The sequence below is a fragment of the Stenotrophomonas sp. 10N36 genome (assembly GCF_056395005.1).
Genome location: NZ_JBFTIS010000001.1, coordinates 555,308 through 571,745, shown reverse-complemented (window position 1 = coordinate 571,745; position 16,438 = coordinate 555,308). Strand labels below are relative to the sequence as shown.

General features: G+C 66.5%; 12 protein-coding genes. 1 reads left to right on the top strand and 11 read right to left on the bottom strand.

What is annotated here, in order from left to right:
* Positions 1 to 46: 46 nt before the first annotated feature.
* A complete protein-coding gene (locus AC1DCJ_RS02655) occupies positions 47 to 643 on the bottom strand; it encodes a class I SAM-dependent DNA methyltransferase (protein ID WP_038692386.1) in 597 nt (198 codons plus the stop codon).
* Positions 644 to 805: 162 nt separating this feature from the next.
* Between AC1DCJ_RS02655 and AC1DCJ_RS02650 the strand changes: the two genes are divergently transcribed.
* Positions 806 to 1,261 carry a CopD family protein gene (locus AC1DCJ_RS02650; RefSeq protein ID WP_038689489.1) on the top strand — a complete coding sequence of 152 codons (456 nt, stop codon included), beginning with the start codon at positions 806 to 808 and terminating at the stop codon, positions 1,259 to 1,261.
* Positions 1,262 to 1,480: 219 nt separating this feature from the next.
* Here AC1DCJ_RS02650 and AC1DCJ_RS02645 read toward each other — a convergent pair whose 3' ends face one another.
* The 10 genes from AC1DCJ_RS02645 to rseP form a co-directional block, all read right to left on the bottom strand.
* Positions 1,481 to 2,440 carry an acetyl-CoA carboxylase carboxyltransferase subunit alpha gene (locus AC1DCJ_RS02645; RefSeq protein WP_137188987.1) on the bottom strand — a complete coding sequence of 320 codons (960 nt, stop codon included), beginning with the start codon at positions 2,438 to 2,440 and terminating at the stop codon, positions 1,481 to 1,483.
* A gap of 113 nt (positions 2,441 to 2,553) precedes the next feature.
* Positions 2,554 to 3,426: a hypothetical protein gene (locus tag AC1DCJ_RS02640; protein WP_478070011.1), complete on the bottom strand. Its 873-nt coding sequence runs from the start codon at positions 3,424 to 3,426 to the stop codon at positions 2,554 to 2,556.
* Positions 3,427 to 3,482: 56 nt separating this feature from the next.
* Entirely contained in the window at positions 3,483 to 7,064 is a 3,582-nt protein-coding gene (gene dnaE / locus AC1DCJ_RS02635; protein ID WP_137188989.1) for a DNA polymerase III subunit alpha, read from the bottom strand.
* 766 nt (positions 7,065 to 7,830) lie between these two features.
* Positions 7,831 to 8,475, bottom strand: coding sequence for a ribonuclease HII (locus AC1DCJ_RS02630; protein WP_038689479.1), 645 nt, complete (start codon positions 8,473 to 8,475; stop codon positions 7,831 to 7,833).
* Positions 8,472 to 9,740 carry a lipid-A-disaccharide synthase gene (lpxB, locus tag AC1DCJ_RS02625; RefSeq protein ID WP_478070010.1) on the bottom strand — a complete coding sequence of 423 codons (1,269 nt, stop codon included), beginning with the start codon at positions 9,738 to 9,740 and terminating at the stop codon, positions 8,472 to 8,474. Before lpxB ends, AC1DCJ_RS02630 begins: the two co-directional genes overlap by 4 nt.
* Positions 9,737 to 10,528, bottom strand: a complete 792-nt coding sequence (gene lpxA / locus AC1DCJ_RS02620; protein WP_038689477.1) for an acyl-ACP--UDP-N-acetylglucosamine O-acyltransferase — start codon at positions 10,526 to 10,528, stop codon at positions 9,737 to 9,739. Before lpxA ends, lpxB begins: the two co-directional genes overlap by 4 nt.
* A gap of 18 nt (positions 10,529 to 10,546) precedes the next feature.
* Complete coding sequence (fabZ, locus tag AC1DCJ_RS02615) at positions 10,547 to 11,005, bottom strand: 3-hydroxyacyl-ACP dehydratase FabZ (RefSeq protein WP_137188993.1); 459 nt, start codon at positions 11,003 to 11,005, stop codon at positions 10,547 to 10,549.
* The gene (gene lpxD, locus AC1DCJ_RS02610) at positions 11,002 to 12,024 is read right to left on the bottom strand and encodes a UDP-3-O-(3-hydroxymyristoyl)glucosamine N-acyltransferase (RefSeq protein ID WP_137188994.1); all 1,023 of its coding nucleotides are present in this window, start codon (positions 12,022 to 12,024) and stop codon (positions 11,002 to 11,004) included. The genes fabZ and lpxD overlap by 4 nt, the downstream gene beginning before the upstream one ends.
* Positions 12,025 to 12,548: 524 nt before the next feature.
* Positions 12,549 to 14,972, bottom strand: coding sequence for an outer membrane protein assembly factor BamA (gene bamA / locus AC1DCJ_RS02605; RefSeq protein WP_478070009.1), 2,424 nt, complete (start codon positions 14,970 to 14,972; stop codon positions 12,549 to 12,551).
* 73 nt (positions 14,973 to 15,045) lie between these two features.
* Entirely contained in the window at positions 15,046 to 16,404 is a 1,359-nt protein-coding gene (gene rseP, locus AC1DCJ_RS02600) for an RIP metalloprotease RseP (RefSeq protein WP_478070008.1), read from the bottom strand.
* Positions 16,405 to 16,438 lie beyond the last annotated feature (34 nt).

The window sequence follows — 16,438 nt, the reverse complement described above, 5'->3', positions numbered from 1 at the left end:
GGCATCGGCGCGTTAATACGGGGTCCGTCTCAGTTGTTATCGAGATTCAGCGGTCGGCGCGTTCCAGCGCGGCGGCATGCCCGGCCAAGGCGGGGGACAGCCAGCAGTGCGAGCCCAGCGCGGTGAAACCGGCGTTCTTCAGGCCACTGCGGTACCAGCGCGCCGGACGCGCCTGGAAGCCTTCATGGTCGCCGTCGAATTCGTCCTCGGCGCTGAACGCCTCCAGGAATGCCACACCGCCGGTGAGTTCGGCGAAGCCGTCCAGCGCCGGTCGCAGCTCGCGGCTGGGTACGTAATGCATCACGTCCGAACAGACCAGCAGGTCGACCGGCGCGCACGGGCGCAACCAGGCGAAGTCGCCCACCTTGGCCATGTGCAGGTTGCGGCTGCGGCCATAGCGCTGGATGGCGTACGCGCTGCTGTCGAAGCCCAGGTACTGCACGCGCGGGCGCAGCTTGAGCAGTGGCGCCCGCCACGCGCCTTCGCCGCAGCCGATGTCGAGCACGCTGCGGATCGGGCGTTCCAGGTAGTACTCGGCGCTGGCCACGGCCAAGGCCACCTTGCGCGCCAGGCGCGCGGCACCGCCGGCCTGGTCGGCCTGGTACCAGCGCTTGAAGTAGTCGGCGTCGTAGGTCTTGTCCATGGCGATCATGCGAAGTCGTGAAAACGGCGCCTATCGTACGGTGTCGCGCGGCGGCCTGCGTGGCGGTGGTGTGGCGATTGGTCGCGCCAGTCGTTGATGGGGCGGCTGTACCCGGGCGTGCGAGAATGCCCGACAACCTACGCCAGCCGCTGGAGCGAGCGCATGCAGAGCTATTACTGGGTCAAAACCTTCCATCTGCTGTTCGTGGTGGCCTGGATGGCGGCGGTGTTCTACCTGCCGCGGATCCTGGTGAACCTGAGCGAGACCGCCGGCCAGCTGCCGGTGACCGAGCGGCTGCAGCTGATGGGCCTGCGCCTGTACAAGTTCGGCCACATGATGTTCGGCTTCGCGTTGATCCTTGGCCTGGTGCTGTGGCTGGGGTACAAGGTGATCCCCGATTTCCCGACCATGGTGGCCCCGGGTGCGGCCGGCTGGTTGCACGCCAAGCTGGGCCTGGTGGTGCTGCTGCTGGTGTATTACTCGTGGACCGGCCGGTTGTTGAAAGGCAACGTGCGCGGCAAGCCGCTGCCGACCTCACGCGCGCTGCGCTGGTTCAACGAACTGCCGCTGGTGCTGTTCATTGGGGTGGTGTGGTTGGTGTTGGCGAAGCCGTTTTGAGGGTGGTGGGGGGGTGAGGGCGATTGCAGCGGTGCGGTAACGGCAACGGCAGCCGCAGCCGACCAACGGTCGGCTCTACCCGGTCGGGTCATCGCAACGGTTGGGCCACCGCAACGGCAGCCGACCAACGGTCGGCTCTACCTGGTGGGGGCACGTGCATGAAAAAAGCCGGGCGCTTTCGCGTCCGGCTTTTTTCGTTGCATCGCAACGGCAATCCGCTTAGATGGTCTCGTAGGTGCCGTAGCTGCGCAGGCGCTCGTAGCGCCGGGCCAGCAGCTGGTCCACCGACAGCTTCTGCAGTGCGTCCAGTTCGTTGAGCAGCACGGCCTTCAGGCGCTTGCCCATCTGGTTCGGGTTGCGGTGGGCGCCGCCGGTCGGCTCGCGCACCATCTTGTCGATCAGGCCCAGGCTCTTCAGGCGCGGGGCGGTCATGCCCAGCTGCTCGGCCGCTTCCTTGGCCTTGCCGGCGTCCTTCCACAGGATCGAGGCGCAGCCTTCCGGGGTGATGGTCGAGTACACGCTGTACTCCAGCATCACGGTACGGTCGCCGACGCCCAGCGCCAGCGCGCCACCCGAGCCGCCTTCGCCGATCACGGTGCAGATCACCGGGACCTTCAGCTCGGCCATTTCCATCAGGTTGCGGGCGATCGCCTCGGACTGGCCGCGCGATTCGGCGTCGATGCCCGGCCAGGCGCCTGCGGTGTCAATCAGGGTCAGCACCGGCAGGCCGAAGCGTTCGGCCATCTTCATCAGGCGCAGCGCCTTGCGGTAGCCCTCCGGCTTGGGCATGCCGAAGTTGCGCTTGATCTTTTCCTTGGTGTCGCGGCCCTTCTGGTGGCCGATCAGCATGACCGAGCGGCCGCCGATGCGGGCCAGGCCGCCCATGATGGCCTTGTCGTCGGCGAAGGCGCGATCACCCGCCAGCTCCTGGAATTCATCACAGAAGATGCGGATGTAGTCGGCGGTGTACGGGCGCGAGGGATGGCGGGCCAGCTGCAGGACCTGCCACGACGTCAGGTTGCGGAAGATCTGCGCGGTACGCACCCGCAGCTTGTCCTGCAGGGCATGCACCTCGGCCTCGACATTGACCGCAGGCCCGGCGCTGGCGCTGCGCAGGTCCTGGATCTTCGCCTCCAGATCAGCGATGGGTTGCTCGAAGTCGAGGTAGTTCGGATTCATCGGAAACCGTCGTGAAGAAAAGAGGGAAAGTGTAGCCGAATGCGCCGAAAAGCCCCGTACGCCGTCGTCTGGAAACCGACGGTAGCGCAGCGAGGCGGGGCGCGCCAGTCAGCTCAGGGCACAACCAGGGCGGCGCTGCCCATCAGGCTGCCGCGGGTCTGAACGAAGGTGTTGTAGGCCTCGTTGGCCTCCACCGGCAGGCCCGCGCCCAGCGCGGCGGTGGCGGCGGTGAAGGCCATCTGCGCCTGGAAGGCCTCCTGCTGCAGCTGCAGCTGGGCGTCGGCGGTGGTGGCCTTCAGGTAGCGCGCATACAGTTCGCGCAGGGGCGCGGCATGCCGTTCGAAGGCCGGGTCCAGCGCGGGCAGGGCGGTGGGCGCCGGCTCCAGCGTGTAGGTCGGGGCCTGGTAGCCGGCCGGCTGCTGCCGTCGGTAGGCGCCGGGCTGGCCGCTGCGCGCCTCGGCGTAGTCGATGAAGTCGGCGGCGGTGAAGATCTTGGTGTTGATCCGGCCACCGGTCTCGTCCACGTGGGCCACGGTCTGTTCTTCGGGGAACGGCTCGCGCACGCCGAACGTCCAGGCGTGGTCGATGAACAGCGCGTGGGTCGTGCTGTACGGGCCATCAAAGCCGACCCCGCCCAGCGCGATGTGGTTGTCCACGGTGCCGAAGTGGCGCCGCTTGTCTTCGCCGGTGACGTAGACCTCGCTGGCAATCACATACTCGCCCAGCGTCGGGTTGATCAGGCCGCCCTTGCCGCGGGCGTAGACGATGAACCGCACATCGCCCAAGGCAGGCGTCTGCAGGTGGTGCTCGCCGGGCTTGAGCTTGACCGGCCGCGAGGCGTGCGCGGCGATCGGCAGTTCGTTGCCGTCGATGCGCAGGGTCAGCGGGGTGTCGCCCGGGTTGTCGATCTCGAAGGTCTGGGACGGGCTGGTGCAGCCGCTGAGGGCAAGGGCGGCAAGCAGCAGCCCGGCAAAACGTGTGATCAAAACCGGTTACCTGTTGTGTAGCGGAAGAACGGTGGGACGTGGAGCGGTGGAGCGGATCAGTTCGCCCAAGGCGGGCTGTAGCGGACCTTCACGGTGCGCACGGCGGGGTCGGCGCGCAGCGCGTCCACCAATTGGCTGTCCACCCGCACGGCGATGTCGCCGCCGACGTCGAGCATGCCGGCCACCGGGCCCTGCTCGGACCCCAGCAGCAGGTCCATGCGCAGCGGCGTGCGGCCGGGGCGGTGACGGTCGAGCAGGGCGTTCACGCGCTCCCACACCGCGCCGTCCTGGCGCAGGTCCAGGCGCAGCGACAGGCGGGTGGCGTAGTTGGCGCACACCTCTTCGTAGTCCCAGCACTGGCGGATGCGCAGCGCGTAGCCGCCGTTGAATTCGTCCTCGCGCAGGCCGCCCTTGACGATCAGGATGCGGTCCTTGGTCATCAGGTGGCCGAACTCGGCCAGGCCGTCGGTGAAGGCACTGCACTCCACGCGGCCCTTGCTGTCTTCCAGCTGCATGAACACCTGGCTTTCGCCCTTGCGCCGCACGCCCACCACCTGGCCGGCCAGGATCACCGGGGTTTCCTGGCGCCACGCGCGCTTCTCGCCGTCCTTGCTGGGACGGGCCGGGGGAATCAGGCGTTCGAGCATGCCCAGGTCGGTGCCGACCAGTTCCTTGACGTCGTCGGCGTACGGATCGAACGGATGCCCGCTCAGGTAGAAGCCGAGCGTGTCGCGCTCGCCGTCGAGCAGCTGGTTCAGCCCCCACTCCTTGGCTTCGGGCAGGTCCAGCTGCTGCGCGGTAGCCTGCGGGCTGGGGGCGCCGAACAGCGAGTTCTGCCCGGACGCCTTCTCGCGGGTGATCTGGTCGGTGGCCTTGAGCACTTCGGGCAGCTGCAGCATCAACGAGGCGCGGTTCTTGCCCAGGCCGTCCATCGCGCCACAGTTGATCATGGCTTCCAGGGTGCGCCGGTTGAGCTTGCCCGACTCGGCACGCATGCAGAAATCCAGCAGCGATTCGTAACGGCCGCCACGCGCGCGCTCGTCCACGACCGCTTCGCATGCGCCTTGGCCCACGCCCTTGATCGCGCCCAGGCCGTAAACGATGGTGTCGGCACTGGAGGCTTCGAACATGTAGGCCGATTCGTTCACGCGTGGTGGCAGCACGGTCAGGCCGAGGTTGCGCACTTCGGCCAGGAAGCCCACCACCTTGTCGGTGTTGTCCATGTCCGAAGAGAGCGTGGCCGCCATGAACTCGGCCGGGTAATGGCGCTTGAGCCAGGCGGTCTGGTAGCTGACCAGCGCGTAGGCGGCGGCGTGCGACTTGTTGAAGCCGTAGCCGGCGAACTTTTCCATCAGGTCGAAGATGGCGTCGGCCTTGGCCTCGCTCACCCCGTCCTTGGCCGCGCCTTCGCGGAAAATCTCGCGGTGCTTGGCCATTTCGGCCGGCACCTTCTTGCCCATCGCGCGGCGCAGCAGGTCGGCGCCGCCGAGCGAGTAACCGCCCACGATCTGCGCCATCTGCATCACCTGCTCCTGGTACACCATGATGCCGTAGGTGTCTTTCAGGATCGCTTCGGTGCGCGGATCGGGGTAGATGATTTCTTCCTGCCCGTGCTTACGCGCGTTGAAGGAGGGAATCAGGTCCATCGGGCCGGGGCGGTACAGCGACACCAGCGCGATGAGATCTTCGAAGCGGTCAGGGCGTGCGTCTTTCAGCAGGCGGCGCATGCCCGAGGATTCGAACTGGAACACCGCGCCGGTGTTGCCGTTGGCGAAGATGTCCTTGTAGGTGGCCACGTCGTCCAGCGGCAGCGCGGTGATGTCCACCGGCGGAATGCCCGCGCGTTCGTGGCGCTTGTTGATCGCCTTGACCGCCCAGTCGATGATCGTCAGCGTGCGCAGGCCGAGGAAGTCGAACTTCACCAGGCCGATTTCTTCGACGTCGTTCTTGTCGAACTGGGTAACCGGGTTGCGGCCGCGGCCGCCTTCGTCGTGTTCGGCGAACAGCGGGCAGAATTCGGCCAGCGGCTCGGGCGCGATCACCACGCCACCGGCGTGCTTGCCGGCGTTGCGGGTGAGGTCTTCGAGCTGGCGGGCCAGATCGATCAGGTCGCGGACGTCGTCTTCGTTCTGGTAGCGCTGGATCAGCTCCGGCGACGCCATTTCCGAGTCCTTGCCTTCGCCCATGGCGTCCTTGAGCGAGATGCCCAGGATGTTGGGGATCAGCTTGGAGACGCCGTCGACCAGGCCATACGGGAAGCCGAGCACGCGCCCGGAGTCGCGCACCACGGCCTTGGCGGCCATGGTGCCGTAGGTGATGATCTGGCTGACGCGTTCGCGGCCGTACTTGCGCGCGACGTAGTCGATGACTTCGTCGCGGCGGTCCATGCAGAAGTCGATGTCGAAGTCGGGCATCGACACGCGTTCGGGGTTGAGGAACCGCTCGAACAGCAGGTTGTACGGGATCGGGTCGAGATCGGTGATCTGCAGCGCCCAGGCGACCAGGGAGCCGGCACCGGAACCGCGGCCGGGACCGATCGGGATGCCCTGGTTCTTCCCCCACTGGATGAAGTCGGCCACGATCAGGAAGTAGCCGGGGAAGCCCATCTTGATGATGGTGGCCAGCTCGAATTCCAGGCGCTCGAAGTAGTCGGCGCGGGTCTTGCCTTCGGCCAGCGGGTTCTTTTCCAGGCGCGCTTCCAGGCCCTTGCGCGATTCGCTGCAGATCCAGCTGTCGAGCGTTTCGTCTTCGGGCACCGGGTAGTTGGGCAGGAAGTAGGTGCCCAGGCGCATTTCGATGTTGCAGCGTTCGGCCAGCGCGAGGGTGTTGTCGATCGCGTCGGGGATATCGGCGAACAGCGCGCACATGTCGTCGGCCGACTTGAGGTACTGCTGGTCGCTGTAGTCGCGGGGGCGCTTGGGATCGTCGAGCACGCGCCCGGAGGAGATGCACACGCGCGCTTCGTGGGCGGCGAAATCCTCCGGCTGCAGGAAGCGCACGTCGTTGCTGGCCACCACGGGCAGGCCGCGCTGGCCTGCGGCGAGCAGGGCAAACTGGTTGAAGGCTTCTTCGCCCTCGCGCCCGGTGCGGGTGAGCTCCAGGTGCAGGCCGTCGCCGAACACGCGCTGCCAGTCGGCGAGCTGCTGCTCGGCCAGATCGTGGCGGCCTTCGCCGGCGAGGCGGCCGGCCAGGCTGTCGCGGCCAGCCAGGGCAAACAGGTTGTGGCAGCCGGCCTTGAGCCAGTCCGGATGGACGGCGACGCCGCCTTCGGGGCGGTGGCCTTCCATCCAGGCGCGGGTGAGCAGGCGCGAGAGGCTGAGGTAGCCGTCGCGGTCGCGGCACAGCAGGGTCATGCGCCAGGGGGTCATGCCCTCTTCGGCGATCATGATGTCGGCGCCGGCGATGGGCTTGATGCCCACGGTTTCGGCGGCCTTGTAGAACTTGACCAGGGCGAACAGGTTGTTCAGGTCGGTCACTGCCAGGGCAGGCAGCTTGAGTTCCACCGCGCGGCTGAGCAGGTTGGCCTGCTTGGCTTTCTTCGGGTCAGCCTGATCCGGCTTCGCCGGGACACGGATGGTCGAATCCGCCAGCGAAAACTCGGTGTGGACGTGGAGATGTACGAAACGGGAAGTGGACATGCCGGGCCAATGTAATGCCCGGTCAGGGTAGCGGCGCGCGCCTGACCGAACAAGGCTTGACAGGGGTGTTACAGGGGACGGGGTGGGTTGTGGGGTTCAGGTTGGTTTTTGTTTTTTTCGAAGCTTGAGGTCAAGTTCAACGGCAACGGCAACGGCTAGAAGCCCGGTGTGCGGGTGCCGAAGGGCTGGGGCGGGGGAGGCAGGGTCGCGGGACACGCCGCAAGTACGTCCTTGTAGGCTCGTTCGCGCCATCCATGGCGCTCTACGGTCCCGCAACCCTGCCTCCCCCACCCCCGATAGTGCGGCTGTGCTCATGGGGGAGCAGGAGCAGGGGCTAGAGCCAAAGCCAGGGCGGTTGGATGGTCGATTGGGGGGAGGGCAGTGCCGAGCAACGCTCGGCACCTACGACGAAACCCCAATACCCACAATTCCCAATTACCGAATTACCGAATTACCCAATCTTCGAATCCGACGCCGAAGCCCCAATGCCTGGATTCACAGAGAACGTCCCCGAAACCAAAAAAGCCGCTGTCACTCAAGGCTACCGGTGGTCTGTCGAGGGGCGGTACGGTTGGGTTGGCGGGACCGTAGAGCGCCATGGATGGCGCGAACGAGCCTACACGGACGTACTTGCGGCGTGTCCCGCCAACCCAACCGTACCGCCCCAGCAGTGAGCAACCGGGCCCCCGGCTTTGGCAGTTGCAGTTGCAGTTGAAGTTGCTGTTGCAATGGCTCCCGCCTCGGCCATGCGCAGCATAAAAAAAACCTACACCACCTCAAAACAAGCGCGAACCGGTGCAAAGCTGCGGCGATGCTGCGGACAGGGCCCGTGACTGCGCAACGCCGCCAGATGCGCCGGCGTCCCGTAGCCCTTGTGCTGATCGAACCCGTATTCCGGGTGTTCCTCGTGCAACGCCAGCATGAAACGATCGCGCGTCACCTTGGCCAGAATCGACGCCGCCATGATTGCCCGGTCCAGCGCGTCCCCGCCCACCAGCGCCTGCGCCGGACAGGGTAGCCCCTTCGGCACCACGTTCCCGTCGATCCGCGCGAACTGCGCCACGTGCGACACCCCCTCCACCGCACGCCGCATCCCCAGCATCGTCGCCTGGTAGATGTTCAATGCATCGATCTCGCCCACCTCCACCATCACCACGTGGAAGGCCAGCGCACGGTCCTGGATCTTGTCGAACAACTGGTCACGCCGCAGCGCCGTCAACTGTTTGGAATCGTCCAGCCCGTTCAACCGTGGCCGGTCCGGGCAGAACACCACCGCCGCCACCGCCACCGGCCCCGCCAACGGACCGCGACCGGCCTCGTCCACCCCGGCCACGTAACGCGGTGCCACCGTGGCCAGCGCCGCCCCGTCGAACAGCGCCATCGACGCCGCCGCCGCGTGCCGCCGGCTCATGCCGTCGCCTTGCGCGCCAGCAGCTCGGCCACCGCATCGGCCGCACGCGCCGACGCATCCTGGCGCAGTTGCAGGTGCAGTTGCTCGTAGGTGACCTGCAGGTCGATCGCGCGCTGCGGATGATCGAACCACTGCAGAATCGCCGCGGCCAGCTTGTCCGGCACGCAGTCGTGCTGGATCAACTCCGGGGCCAGGTCCTTGCCCGCCAGAATGTTCGGCAGCGCGAACCGGTCCACCTTGATCAGCCCCAGCGCCTTCACGATCCGGTAGGTCAGCTCGGCCACGCGGTAGCCCACCACCATCGGCCGCTTCACCAGCATCGTTTCCAGTGTCGCCGTGCCCGACGCCAGCACCACCACGTCGGCGGCGATCATCGCGTTGCGTGCATCACCATCGAGCAGGTGCGAATAGGCCACCGGCAACGCCGAGCGCGACAACTGCTCGCTGATCAACTGGCGGCAGGCCGGGTTGGCGGCCGGCACCACCACGTGCAGGCCCGGAATGCGCTCGGACACCTGCCAGGCGGCTTCGAAGAAGGCTTCGCCCAGCTTGCCGATCTCGCCCAGGCGGCTGCCCGGCAGCACCGCCAGTACTTTTGCATTCGACGGCAGGCCCAGCGCCACGCGCGCCTGCTCACGGTCGCTGTGCAGCGGAATATCGTCGGCCATCGGGTGGCCCACGAAGCGCGCATCGATGCCGTGCTTTGCGTAGATCGGCGGTTCCATCGGGAACAGGCACAGCACCAGGTCGGCGCTGGCCCCGATCTTCTCGGCGCGCTTCTCGCGCCACGCCCACACCGACGGGCTCACGTAGTGCACCGTGGTGATGCCGCGTTCCTTCAGCCAGCGCTCCACGCCCAGGTTGAAGTCCGGGGCGTCGATGCCGATGAAGACATCCGGCTGCCAGTCGAGTGCACGGCGACGGAACTCGCCGCGCAGTTTCAGCAGCCGGGGCAGGTGGCGCAGGATCTCGGTCAGGCCCATCACCGCCAGCTCGCTGGCGTCGAACCAGGTCTGGCAACCGGCGCTGCGCATCGCGTCGCCGCCGATGCCGGCGAACTCGGCATGCGGGAAGCGCGCCTTCAGCTCGCGCACCAGCCCGGCACCGAGCAGGTCGCCGGAGGCCTCGCCGGCCACCAGCGCGATGCGCACCGGCCGGTTCGAGGTTGCCGACAGGGCCGCGTTGTCCAGCGCGCCAATCACCGCCGCCAGTTCGATGACCTGCGCGGTGGTGCCCGCTGGAGTGTGCCCGCCAGAAGCCGTCATCGCAGCAGCGGCCTCTCGGCGTGCTCGATGAAGTCCAGCAGGTCCTTGACGTCGGCGCTGTGCGCGGCCTGCTCGGCCAGCTGCACCTTGGCTTCGGCCAGCGGCAGCCCGGCCACGTACAGGGTGCGGTAGGCGCGCTTGATGCTGGCGATGCGCTCGGCATCGAAACCACGACGCTTCAGCCCTTCGCTGTTGATGCCGCGCGGGCGGCCGAGCGAGTCGCTGCCCACCATGGTGAACGGCGGCACGTCGCCATTGGTCAGCGCGCCCATCCCCAGGAAGGCATGCGCGCCGATCCGGCAGAACTGGTGCGCACCGGCGAAGCCGCTGATGATCACGTAGTCGCCCACGCTCACGTGGCCGGCCAGCGTGGTGTTGTTGGAGAACACGCAGTGGCTGCCGACGTGGCAGTCGTGGGCCACGTGGGTGTAGGCCAGCATCCAGTTGTCGTCGCCGACGGTGGTGATGCCGCCGCCGCCTTCGGTGCCGCGGTTGATGGTGACGAACTCGCGGATGACGTTGCCGTCGCCGATCACCAGTTCGGTGCGCTCGGCGCGGTACTTCTTGTCCTGCGGTTCGCCGCCGATCGCGGCGTGGCCGATGAAGCGGTTGTTGCGGCCGATGCGGGTCGGGCCGTGGATCGAGCAGTGCGGACCGATCACGGTGCCGGCGCCGATCTCGACATCGGCACCGATCAGGGTGAAGGCGCCGACCTGGACGTCGTCGGCCAGGCGCGCGCCTTCCTCGATCACTGCCGTGGGATGGATCCGTGGTGCGTTGTCAGTCATTCCTGCCTCCGTGGTGGCTCAGCCCTTGGCGCCGGCGCACATGACTTCCGCGCTGGCCACGACTTCGCCGTTGACCCGGGCTTCGCCGTAGTACCAGCCCATGTTGCGGATCAGGCGCTTCATCTGCACATGCAGCATGAGCACGTCGCCGGGGATAACCTGCTTGTTGAAGCGGGCGTTTTCGACCTTGACCATGTAGAACAGCTTGGACTGCGCGTCACGCCCCAGGGTCAGCTGGGTCATCACGCCACCGGCCTGGGCCAATGCTTCGATGATCAGCACGCCGGGCATGATCGGGCGACCCGGGAAGTGGCCCTGGAAGTACGGTTCGTTGTAGCTGACGTTCTTCTGGCACACGATCTGCTTGGTGTCGACGTCGAGTTCGACCACCTTGTCCACGAGCAGGAACGGGTAGCGGTGGGGGATCAGCTCCTGGATCTGGGTGATGTCGATCGGGAGCTGCAGCGTGTCGTTCATTCTTTCTCCTTGCCAGCAGCCAGGACCCGACGTGCGAGGGCGTCCAGCTGCTTGAAGCGCGCGGCGTTCTTGCGCCACGTGCGGTTGTCGGTCAATGGGGTGCCGGAGGAGTACTCACCCGGCTCGTGGATGGAGTTGCGCACCACCGACTTGCCGGTGATGACGACCTTGTCGCAGATTTCGAGGTGGCCGACCACGCCCACATGCCCGCCGAGCAGGCAGTAGCGGCCGATCTTGGCGCTGCCGGCGATGCCGGTGCAGCCAGCGATGGCCGAATGGGCGCCGATCTGGACGTTGTGGGCGATCTGCACCAGGTTGTCCAGGCGCACGTCCTCGTCGAGGATGGTGTCTTCCAGGGCGCCGCGGTCGACGCAGGTGTTGGCGCCGATTTCGCAGTCGTCGCCGATGCGTACGCCGCCCAGCTGCGGCACCTTGATCCACTTGCCGGCATCCATGGCCAAGCCGAAGCCGTCGGCGCCCAGCACGGCGCCGGGATGGATGCGCACGCGCTTGCCAAGCTTGACGCGGGTCACCAGGGTGACCCGGGCGATCAGTTCGCAGCCGCTGTCCAGGGTGCAGTTCTCACCGATGATGCTGCCGGTGCCGATGATGCAGTTCTCGCCCACGACGCTGCCGGCGCCGATGCTGACGAACGGGCCGATGTGGGCGCTGGCGGCGACCTGGGCGCTGGGGTCGATGACGGCGCTGGGATGGATGCCGGGCGGTCGCGCCGGGGCGATGTCGAACAGCGCACCGATCTTGGCGAAGGTGGTGTACGGGTCCTTGGCGATCAGGGCGCTGCCGGGGGCGGCCTCGGCGTCCTCGGCGCGCAGCACCACGATGCCGGCCTGGCTGTCAGCCAGTTGGGCCCGGTAGCGCGGGTTGGCAAGGAAGGTGAGCTGGCCGGGGCCGGCATGGGCAAGCGTGGCCACGCCATGGATGGCGGTGCTGCCGTCGCCATGGACCTGCAGGCCGAACTGCTCGGCGAGTTGCTGGGCGGTGTAGGTAGGAGTATTCACGGCGGAAGTTTACCGTGTGGCGCAGGTTCGGTCATGCGGGGCGGGGGCTTGCCTACCGGCGGACTATCGGCCTTTGCCCAGTGGCGGGTCGCAAGCGCGACGGTAGTGCCGGCCGCTGGCCGGCTCCGCGCGGTGGTTGAAGGGCCGTGCCGACCAACGGTCGGCAGCTACCGGCGCGTCGGATCGGGTTTCCGTGGAGCCGGCCAGCGGCCGGCACTACCGCTGTCAGGCGGATCGGCCACGCCGCCAGTGGTGTCGGCCGCTGGCCGGCTCCCCAGCAGATCCGATCCCACGCGGCGGTAGGTGCCGACCGTTGGTCGGCACGGAATTCCCACCATCCCGCGCAGCCGGCCAATGGCCGATACCCCACAAACGAAAACGCCGGGCAAAGCCCGGCGTCTCGTAGCGCATCTGGTGGAAAGGCCCCCTTCTGTTAAGGGGGCCGCGCCAACGGCGCGGGGGATAGGAAGCATCGTGGGCCCCAAGGTTTGCAACGCAAACCTTGGGCAATTTAGCTTCGTCGGTCAGAACTGACCACCAAACGTGAACTGCAGACGCTCGATCTCGTCGCCGTCTTCCTTCTTCAGCGGGAACGCATAGCTGATCGAGATCGGGCCGACCGGGGCGCGCCACAGCAGGGCCACACCGGTGGACACGCGCAGTTCGTTGGCCTTGAAGTTCTTGCTGCCGTCGTACACGTTGCCGAAGTCCACGAAGGCCGAGATACGGGCCGACGGGCTGTCGAACAGACGCGGGAAGTAGGCTTCGACCGAGCCAACGGTCTTCACCGAACCACCCAGCGGCTGGCCGTTGTAGTAGCTGTTGTTCGCCTCCGAGCGCGGACCGAGCGTGTTGTCCTCGAAGCCGCGCACCGAGTTGGTACCGCCGGCGTAGAAGTTCTCGTAGAACGGCAGGCCGGTGGCGGTGACGGTCTTCACGTAATCGGCCGAGGCGGAGTTGCAGTCCACCGTCTGGGTCGGATTCGGGTTGGCCGCGGTCGGTGCGGTGTAGCAGAGGTCGCGGGTGATGTCCTTGCCATAGCTGTCGCCGTAGCCGATTTCGGCACGGGTGTTGATGACCAGCGAGGGGAGGATCGGCCAGTACTTGGAGAACTGGTAGTTGAGCTTGTAGTACTCGATCGTCGAGCCCGGCAGGGTCGTTTCCAGGCCGATGCGCTGATAGGTACCGCGGGTCGGCATGAAGTAATCGTTGCGGGTATCGCGCGCCCAGCCCAGTTCGGTGCGCCAGGAGTGGAACGTCTTGGTGCCGATGGCATCGATGTAATCGATGATCGACTGCGGCGTCGAGCCCTGGTAGGTGTTGATCTGGTTGCTGTCGATACCGACCATCAGCGAGACCGTGTCGTTCTCGGTGATCGGCACGCCGAACACCATCTGCGCCGAACGGTTGGTGCTGTTGTACTGGGCGGTGTTGAAGTCGGAGTAATCCAGTTCGCGCCAGGACAGGTTGTAGCCCAGCGACACGCCGTCATCGGTGAAGTACGGGTTGGTGTAGCTGAAGCCGTAACGCTGCAGGTAGCTGCTGCGCGACGCTTCGACCGACACGCGGTTGCCGCCGCCGAGGAAGTTGTTCTGCGACAACTGCACCGAGGTGGTCATGCCGTAGGACTGCGAATAGCCCAGGCCGAACACGAAGCTGCCCGACGTGGTTTCCTTGACGTTATAGACCACGTCGACCTGGTCGTTGCTGCCGGTGACCGGCGGGGTCTCGACGTCGACCGATTCGAAGTAGCCCAGGCGCTGCAGGCGGATCTTGGAACGATCGATCGCGGCCTGCGAGTACCAGCTGTTTTCGAACTGGCGCATTTCACGACGCAGCACTTCGTCGGAGGTGCGGGTGTTGCCCTTGAAGGTGATGCGACGCACCTGCACGCGCGGGCCCGGCACGACCTGCATGTTGATCGCCACGGTACGGTCGGCGCGGTTGCTGGTCGGGATCGGGTTCACCTTGGCGAAGGCGTAACCGATGTTGGACAGCGAGTTGGTGATCGCGTCCGAGCTGAATTCCAGCAACGCACGCGAGAACGTGTCGCCGGACTTCTGGATCACCATGCGCTCGACATCTTCCTGCGGCAGGATGGTGTCGCCGGTGACCTTGATCTCGGAGATCTTGTACTGCTCACCTTCGGTCACGCCGGCGGTGATGAACATGTCGCGCTTGTCGGGGCTGATCGAGACCTGGGTGGAATCGACGCTGAAGTCCACGTAGCCGCGGTCCAGGTACCAGGAATTGAGCTTTTCCAGGTCGCCGGACAGCTTTTCCTTGGAGTACTGGTCATCGCGGCGGTACCACGAGGCCCAGTTGTGCTCCTTGGATTCCCAGGTTTCCAGGATGTCTTCGGAGGCGAACTTCTCGGTGCCCACCAGGTTGACGTGCTGGATCTTGGCGGCCTTGCCTTCCTTGATCGCGATCGTGATGTCCACGCGATTGCGGTCCAGCGGGCTCACCGTGGGGGTGATGTCCACGTTGTATTTGCCGCGGTCGTTGTACTGGCGGCGAAGTTCCTGGGTCACGCGGTCCAGGCTCAGGCGGTCGAAGGTGCCGCCCTCGGTCAGGCCGATGTCGCTCAGGCCCTTGAGCAGCTGGTCGCTCTTGATGTCCTTGTTGCCGGTGACGGTCAACTTGTTGATCGCCGGGCGCTCCTTGACCGTGACCACCAGGATGTCGCCCTGGCGATCCAGCTGCACGTCTTCGAAGAAGCCGGTCTTGTACAGCGCACGGATGCTCTCGCCGACCTTGTTGTCGGTCAGGGTTTCGCCACGTTCCACCGGCAGGTAGGTGAACACGGTACCGGAGGTGATGCGCTGCAGACCATCGACACGGATGTCGCTGACGGTGAAGGGCTCGGCTGCCTGGGCCAGGGCGGGCGCGCCGAAACCGGCGGCGAGTGCAAGGGCAAGCAGGCGGCGATTGGGGAGTCGCGTCATGTCACGTCCGGTTGGAGTCGAATGCAATGTTGCGGGATGCCGGCGCATAAGACGACGACAAAAGGGAAAAAGTTCATCGCGCGGCCAGGCCGAGGATGTCGTTGTAGAACGCCAACCCCATCAGCCCGGCCAGCAGCGCCAGCCCGACGTACTGGCCGGCAGCCATGGCGCGCTCGCTCAGCGGGCTGCCCTTGACCAACTCAATAAGGTAATACAGCAGGTGCCCGCCGTCCAAGATGGGGATGGGCAACAGGTTGATGATGCACAGGCTCAGCGACAGCAGGGCCAGGAAGAACAGGAACCAGTCCAGCCCCCGCTGGGCCGACACATTGGCCACGCGGGCAATGGTGACCGGGCCGGAAATGTTCTGCAGCGAGGCGTTGCCGGTGACGATCCGGCGCATCATGCCCAGCGAATCACCGGCCATGCGGGCGGCTTCACGCAGGGCGACCGGCAGTGCCGCAAGCGGCCCGTACTTGAGTTCGGCGTCATAGGCCGGCGCGCTGGACTGGGCAAAGCCGATCCCGATCTGCCAGGTGGGCTGGCCACGGCCGTCCTTGCCCTGGCGCGGGGTGATTTCCAGGGCCAGGCGCTCGCCGCCGCGCAGCACTTCGATCATGCCCGGGCCGCCGCGCTTGCCCAGGGTGTGGATTTCGGTGAACACCTGGTCGATGGCGTCGATGCGCTGGCCGTCCACGGCCACGATCAGGTCGCCCGGCAGCAGCACGCCCTGGGCGGCCGAGTCCGGCACGACCTTTTCGACCAGCGCCGGCTGCAGCCAGAACTGCCAGGTCAGCCCGGCCAGCACCGGCACGCGGCGCTCGTCGAAGCCTTGCGGCAACTGCGACAGCGGCAGTACCCGGGTCTGTACCCGGTCCTGCGCGTCGAGCACTTCCAGGCGGGCGTCGTGGCGGTCCATGGCGGCGGTGGTCAGCGCCATGCTGGCCTGGCCGGCGGTGACCACGCTGCGCGCGTCCACGCTGATCAGCCGGTCGCCCGACTGCAGCCCGGCGGCCTGGGCCATGCCGCTGGTGCGGCCGATGGTGGGGGAGTAGTCCTGTTTGCCGAGCACGAACATCGCCCACAGCAGGGCGATGCAGAGCAGCAGGTTGGCGGCCGGGCCGGCGGCCACGATCGCGATGCGCTGCCACACGCTCTTGTGGTTGAAGGCCTGGTCGCGCTCGTGCGGGTGCACCTCGACTTCGCGCTCGTCGAGCATCTTCACGTAGCCGCCGAGCGGGATCGCGGCGATGGCAAACTCGGTGCCGGCGCGGTTGCGCCGCATCCACAGCGGGCGGCCGAAACCGACCGAGAACCGCAGCACCTTCACCCCACAGCGGCGCGCCACCCAGTAGTGGCCGAATTCATGGAACGTCACCAGCAGGCCGAGGCTGACGATCATCCACCAGACAGATCCGATGAATTCACCCATGGTGGACAGCACTGGAGAGAGGCGGGAAGGGCAT

Coding starts and splice junctions, on each gene's coding strand:
- AC1DCJ_RS02655 (WP_038692386.1), bottom strand. CDS start 643: ATGGACAAGACCTACGACGCCGACTACTTCAAGCGCTGGTACCAGGCC.
- AC1DCJ_RS02650 (WP_038689489.1), top strand. CDS start 806: ATGCAGAGCTATTACTGGGTCAAAACCTTCCATCTGCTGTTCGTGGTG.
- AC1DCJ_RS02645 (WP_137188987.1), bottom strand. CDS start 2,440: ATGAATCCGAACTACCTCGACTTCGAGCAACCCATCGCTGATCTGGAG.
- dnaE (WP_137188989.1), bottom strand. CDS start 7,064: ATGTCCACTTCCCGTTTCGTACATCTCCACGTCCACACCGAGTTTTCG.
- AC1DCJ_RS02630 (WP_038689479.1), bottom strand. CDS start 8,475: ATGAGCCGGCGGCACGCGGCGGCGGCGTCGATGGCGCTGTTCGACGGG.
- lpxB (WP_478070010.1), bottom strand. CDS start 9,740: ATGACGGCTTCTGGCGGGCACACTCCAGCGGGCACCACCGCGCAGGTC.
- lpxA (WP_038689477.1), bottom strand. CDS start 10,528: ATGACTGACAACGCACCACGGATCCATCCCACGGCAGTGATCGAGGAA.
- fabZ (WP_137188993.1), bottom strand. CDS start 11,005: ATGAACGACACGCTGCAGCTCCCGATCGACATCACCCAGATCCAGGAG.
- bamA (WP_478070009.1), bottom strand. CDS start 14,972: ATGACGCGACTCCCCAATCGCCGCCTGCTTGCCCTTGCACTCGCCGCC.
- rseP (WP_478070008.1), bottom strand. CDS start 16,404: ATGGGTGAATTCATCGGATCTGTCTGGTGGATGATCGTCAGCCTCGGC.